Origin of the sequence: Sphingomonas sp. (genome assembly GCF_019242355.1) — a bacterium.
Classification (GTDB): domain Bacteria; phylum Pseudomonadota; class Alphaproteobacteria; order Sphingomonadales; family Sphingomonadaceae; genus Sphingomicrobium.
In genome coordinates this window covers 1-4,148 of sequence record NZ_JAFAVR010000072.1, presented here as the reverse complement: position 1 = coordinate 4,148, position 4,148 = coordinate 1, and the positions used below count along the sequence as shown (strand labels likewise).

General features: G+C 68.4%; 5 protein-coding genes and 1 pseudogene. 3 read left to right on the top strand and 3 right to left on the bottom strand.

Translation table 11 applies throughout. From position 1 onward, the window contains the following. Window positions 1–305 (top strand): annotated as a pseudogene (locus tag JOZ79_RS03460) (DUF484 domain-containing protein); the annotation flags it as partial. Window positions 306–325: 20 nt separating this feature from the next. Beyond that, window positions 326–1,213 (top strand): tyrosine recombinase XerC, encoded by an 888-nt coding sequence (locus JOZ79_RS03455; protein ID WP_294070606.1) that lies wholly within the window; start codon window positions 326–328, stop codon window positions 1,211–1,213. A gap of 96 nt (window positions 1,214–1,309) precedes the next feature. Here the strand turns inward: JOZ79_RS03455 and gshB are convergent, their stop codons facing one another. The 3 genes from gshB to rsmI are packed head-to-tail and all read right to left on the bottom strand — an operon-like array spanning window position 1,310 to window position 3,490. Further along, the gene (gshB, locus tag JOZ79_RS03450) at window positions 1,310–2,278 is read right to left on the bottom strand and encodes a glutathione synthase (RefSeq protein ID WP_294070603.1); all 969 of its coding nucleotides are present in this window, start codon (window positions 2,276–2,278) and stop codon (window positions 1,310–1,312) included. 31 nt (window positions 2,279–2,309) lie between these two features. Continuing rightward, the gene (locus tag JOZ79_RS03445) at window positions 2,310–2,660 is read right to left on the bottom strand and encodes a YraN family protein (RefSeq protein WP_294070600.1); all 351 of its coding nucleotides are present in this window, start codon (window positions 2,658–2,660) and stop codon (window positions 2,310–2,312) included. After that, window positions 2,657–3,490, bottom strand: coding sequence for a 16S rRNA (cytidine(1402)-2'-O)-methyltransferase (gene rsmI / locus JOZ79_RS03440; RefSeq protein ID WP_294070597.1), 834 nt, complete (start codon window positions 3,488–3,490; stop codon window positions 2,657–2,659). The genes JOZ79_RS03445 and rsmI overlap by 4 nt, the downstream gene beginning before the upstream one ends. An 84-nt stretch (window positions 3,491–3,574) precedes the next feature. On the opposite strand from rsmI, the gene JOZ79_RS03435 reads away from it, so the two are divergent. After that, entirely contained in the window at window positions 3,575–3,988 is a 414-nt protein-coding gene (locus tag JOZ79_RS03435) for a hypothetical protein (protein WP_294070594.1), read from the top strand. Window positions 3,989–4,148 lie beyond the last annotated feature (160 nt).

Genomic DNA, 4,148 nt, shown 5'->3' with positions numbered 1-4,148 from the left:
ACGGCAACGGCGTTCGTCTCGTCGAGCCAGCGCTTCTCGAACGCTCGATCGCCAAGGTCCATGGCGTCGAGATGCGGAGCGTCGGCCGCGGCAACCCGATGTTCGGCCCGGCCTGCGACCTGATCCGTGCCGAGGCGCTGATCCGCGTGGAATCCGAACCGCCGTTCCCGACCGGCCTGCTTGCCCTCGGGCAGCGCACCGAGCTCACTCTCGACGCGCGCCATGGATCCGAATTGCTGATGTTCCTTGGCCGCACTCTTGGCACTATGCTGCGCCGGTGCGTGACGGACCCGACGACGACCTGAGTTCCAGCGCCTGCCGCGCTCTGGCCGCGCATTGGGTATCCTTTCTGCAGCATGATCGCCGCCGGTCCGGACACACCGTTCGCGCCTATGTCGCGACGGCGCACCGCCTGATCGACTTCCTCGAGCGTCATCGCGGCGGCCCGATCGAGCCCGGTGATCTCGTCGAGATTACGGCGCCCGACCTTCGCGCCTTTGTCGCCCAGCGCCGCACGGATGGTCTCGGCGCAGCGTCGGCGGCGCGCGAGCTGTCCGGCGTCCGCGCGTTCCTCAAATATGCGGCGGAGCGATCCGGCGAGACTCCCTCGCTCCCTCGTGTCCGGGCACCGCGCCGGCCGCGCACCCTGCCTCGTCCGGCGGCGCCCGCCGATGCCGTCTCCCTTGCCGAGGATGCGGCGGAGGCGGCGAGCCAGCCGTGGATCGGCGCCCGCGACCTTGCCGTCCTTCTACTGCTCTACGGCGCGGGCCTGCGGGTTGCGGAGGCGCTTTCCCTGACCGGTCGCGATCTGCCGCTCGGCGCGACGCTTCGAGTGACCGGCAAGCGCTCGAAGACGCGCATCGTCCCGGTCATGCCGGTCGTTCGCGAGGCCATCGAGGATTATGTGCGGCAGTGCCCCTGGCCGGTGGCCAGCGATGCGCCCCTGTTCGTTGGCGCCAGGGGAGGACCGCTCAACCCGGACCTCGTTCGTCGATCCGTGGCGGCGGCGCGGCGGCGGCTCGGCCTGCCCGAGAGCCTGACTCCGCACGCGCTCCGGCACAGCTTCGCGACCCATCTGCTGGCGCGGGGCGCGGACCTTCGAGCGCTTCAGGAGCTGCTTGGCCACGCGAGCCTGTCGTCGACGCAAATCTATACGGCGGTGGACGCGGCGCGGCTGCTCGACGTCTATCGGCACGCGCATCCTCGGGCGTGAAGCCGAGCCGTCGCGGCAGGCCTGGCTGTGGGGAGTGACCGGGCCCGCCGCGACCTCATCGGGTTAGGACGGGAGCCCTGAACGAAGTCCTGACTTTCAGTCCGAAGCGGATGCTCTTGCCGCGATTCGGCAGTCGATGGCTTCCCAGATCAAGCCGGGCGTGTCGGTGCCGTTGAACGCGTCGATGGCGACGATGCCGGTCGGCGAAGTGACGTTGATCTCCGTCAGCCAGCGGCCGCCGATCACGTCGATTCCGACGAAGACCAGTCCGCGCCGCTTGAGCTCCGGCCCCAGGACCGCGCAGATGTCTCGCTCGCGATCGGTCAGCTCCGTCTTTGCGGCCGTGCCGCCGACGGCGAGGTTCGACCGGATCTCGCCCGCGCCGGGAACCCGATTGATCGCTCCGGCAACCACTCCGTCGACCAGCACGATGCGCTTGTCGCCTTCCGAGATCTCGGGGACGAACTTCTGCAGCACGTGCGGCTCGCGGTAGGTCGAGTTGAACAGCTCGATCAGCGCCGCCAAGTTCCGGCCGTCACTGCCGACCCTGAATACCGAACCGCCGGCAAAGCCGTGCAGGGGCTTGACCACGATCTCGCCATGCTCGGCGAGGAACTTGCGGGCAAGGCCAAGCGAGCGGGTGACTGCCGTCGGCGGCATGAACTGCGCGAAGTCGAGTACCCAGACCTTTTCCGGCGCATTCCGCACCGCGACGGGGTCGTTCACGACCAGTGTCTCGGCGGCGACACGCTTGAGCAGGTGAGTGGCAGTGATGTAGCCGAGGTCGAACGGCGGGTTCTGCCGCATAAGAACCACGTCGATGTCGCTGCCGAGGTCGAGCACGCGCCACTCGCCGAGCTTGAAATGATCGCCCTCGACACGCTGCACCGAAACTTCGTGAGCGCCGGCGTAGACGCGGCCGCCGGCATAGCTCAGTGCATCGGGGAGGTAGTGATAGAGCCTGTGTCCGAGCTCCTGCGCCTTTACCATCAGCGCGAAGGTCGAGTCCCCGCCGATGCCGATCGTTTCCATCGGATCCATCTGCACGGCGACGCGAAGGGGCATGTGGGCCGGGTAGGGCAGGCTCACGCCTTTGTCACCCTAGCCAGATGTTGGCGAGGTGCCGCGGCCATCGGAACGGCACCACCAGGATCGCGTCGATACGCACGTCGTCGCCGGGGCGCATGTAGCGGGGCGCGAGCCGCTCGGTGGCGACGACGACCCGCCGCATCAGCCAAGGGTCAATCGCGAAGTTCGCAGCATCGTAGGTCGAGCGCGCCTTCACCTCGACGAACGCGACGATCTTGCCGCGTCGAGCGATGACGTCGACCTCGCCGCCGCGAACCCGCGCCCGACGCGCGAGAATGTGCCAGCCGTGAAGGCGAAGGAACCAGCAGGCGATCGTCTCCGCCGAGCGGCCGCGCTTCTCCGCCGCGATACGGTTCACTTCGAAAGCTCGAGCGCACGGGCATAGACTCGCTTGCGCGGCAGCCCCAGCTGCTCCGCGACTTTCGCGGCCGCTCGCGACGGAGACAGCCGGCCGAGCGCTTCGCCGAGCGCCTCGTCGAGGTCGGCATCGCTCGCGGCAGGAGCTTCGGCCGGCGGTCCGACGGTGATCACGATCTCGCCCTTCGGCGGCGAGTCGCGGTAGCGCCCGGCGAGATCCGACAGCGAGCCTGTCACGCACTCTTCATGAAGCTTGGTGATCTCGCGGACCACAGCTGACTCGCGGTCGCCGAGCTGCTGCGCCAGTGCCGCAAGCGTCGCCGCCAGCCGAGGCCCGCTCTCGTAAAGGACGAGCGTCGCCTGCACCGTCCCGACCTCGCGTATCGCGTCCTCGCGAGCCTTGGCCCTGGCAGGCAGAAAGCCCAGGAACAGGAACCGGTCGGTCGGGAGGCCAGCGAGCGTCAATGCGGCTATCGCGGCGCATGGACCAGGCACGGTGTGAACCTCATGCCCCGCAGCCCGGGCGGCTCGAACCAGCTTGTAGCCAGGATCCGAGACCAGTGGCGTCCCCGCGTCGCTGACCAGCGCCACGGCTTTGTCGCCAAGGAGGGCAATCACCGCCTCCCGGTCGCGCTCCGTCGCGTGGTCGTCGTAGCGGCGCATCGGCACCTTGCAGCCGACATGGGCGAGCAGGCGCGCCGTGACCCTTGTGTCCTCGACAAGGATGAGGTCAGCGCGGGCAAGAGTGCCGGCCGCCCGCGGCGAGAGGTCGCCGAGATTGCCAATCGGCGTCGCGACGACGTGAAGGCCGGGCGCGAGCTGCTCAGGCATGGGGCTCCGCGGATAAGCTCTTCCAAAGGCAGCGGAAAAGAGTCATGCTGCGGGCCTCGTCGTCAAACCTGGGGAGAAGGTGCGATGATTTTTCTAGTGGGTGCTTCAGCCATCTATCTGACGGCGCTTCAGGCGTCGATCAATGCGCCGAGAAGTGCGTTCCAGGCCTGCCTCAAGGCATCGGTCGACAAGGCCAGCGCGGCCAAGGTCGACGGCGACGCCTACGAAGCCTTCGTGCGCAACGCCTGCGGCGGCCAGCTCAACAGCTTCAAGACCGCGGTCGTCGGCTTCGATGTCGGCAACAAGATGTCGCGCAAGGACGCCGGCGCGGATGCCGACTCGATGATCGCCGACTTCCTGAGCGGCTCGACGGATCATTATCGGTACGTCCTCAAGAGCGAGCCGATCACGAATGCAGCCGCTCCCGCCAAGCCTGTGACGGCGCCTGCAGCCGCACCGGCGCCGACGCCTGCCGCGGCTCCGGCTCCGCCGAAGTAGGAGGCTCGGCCGCGGCGATTTCGCCGAGGATCGAATCGAGGAGCAGTCGGCCCGCCGGGGTTAGTGCGATTCGCTCGCCCGTGCGTGACAGGTGACCTGACGCCGACAGCCGGTCGACTCGCCGCCAGTCGACGATCGTCCCGAGGCCGAAGCGGCCGGC

Excerpts from the sequence above, each read along its gene's own strand:
- gshB (WP_294070603.1), bottom strand. The coding sequence starts at position 2,278 with ATGCCCCTTCGCGTCGCCGTGCAGATGGATCCGATGGAAACGATCGGC.
- rsmI (WP_294070597.1), bottom strand. The coding sequence starts at position 3,490 with ATGCCTGAGCAGCTCGCGCCCGGCCTTCACGTCGTCGCGACGCCGATT.
- JOZ79_RS03435 (WP_294070594.1), top strand. The coding sequence starts at position 3,575 with ATGATTTTTCTAGTGGGTGCTTCAGCCATCTATCTGACGGCGCTTCAG.